This is a genomic window from Mesorhizobium sp. M1A.F.Ca.IN.020.04.1.1 (genome assembly GCF_003997315.1).
Taxonomy (GTDB): Bacteria; Pseudomonadota; Alphaproteobacteria; order Rhizobiales; family Rhizobiaceae; genus Mesorhizobium.
Genome location: NZ_RZSN01000405.1, coordinates 1 through 756, shown reverse-complemented (window position 1 = coordinate 756; position 756 = coordinate 1). Strand labels below are relative to the sequence as shown.

General features: G+C 57.7%; 2 tRNA genes. Both read left to right on the top strand.

Annotated elements, in window-relative coordinates:
• Positions 1 to 277: 277 nt before the first annotated feature.
• Positions 278 to 354, top strand: a tRNA-Ile gene (locus EOA49_RS32230).
• Positions 355 to 412: 58 nt separating this feature from the next.
• Positions 413 to 488 (top strand) — tRNA-Ala (locus tag EOA49_RS32225).
• Positions 489 to 756: the final 268 nt, after the last annotated feature.

Genomic DNA, 756 nt, shown 5'->3' with positions numbered 1-756 from the left:
GGAGCTTAAGGGTGGGGCAAAGACCTCTTTCGGTTCTCTTGGAACAAGACAGAAGATAGTCAATCTTACTGTCGCGCATACCTGAAGCGGGTCTGCCGCCTTCGTTTCTCTTTCTTCGCGAATGACTTTGACTTGCGCTCGCGCGCCGTACCGGCCTTCGGCCTGGCGCTCCGCGAGGGCGCGGCACGAGCCGCGACGGCCCTCTCTTTTAGCCAAGGGTGGCGGCCTTGCGAGACGTGCGTCTCGGCGGCGAAAGCTGATTTAAGGCGCAGTCTTAGGGCTTGTAGCTCAGTTGGTTAGAGCGCGCGCTTGATAAGCGTGAGGTCGGAGGTTCAAGTCCTCCCAGGCCCACCATCAACAGTGCAACCCGAAGGGTTGTCGCTGCCGATCACTACCGATCGGGAAGCTATCAGGGGCCGTAGCTCAGCTGGGAGAGCGCCTGCTTTGCAAGCAGGATGTCGTCGGTTCGATCCCGTCCGGCTCCACCAACACGCGATCCGCAGGATCGTCGTGAATGCGCAATCCGTAAGGATTGTCGCATCGCGATCCGCAGGATCGCGCTTAGGTGTTGAGTAGAGATTGAGGGGAAAGTCATTCGAAAATGAGTTTGCGGCGAGCTTAGCGCTCCCCGCCTGTTCTGTTTGACATCGTAAAGAGAAGATTTGTTCGAACTTCATGGTCCGCGAGGATCGTGATTTGTCGCAAGGGACGCTCAATCCCTTGCCTATGATGGGTAAGCCTAACCGCGCCCTCGAA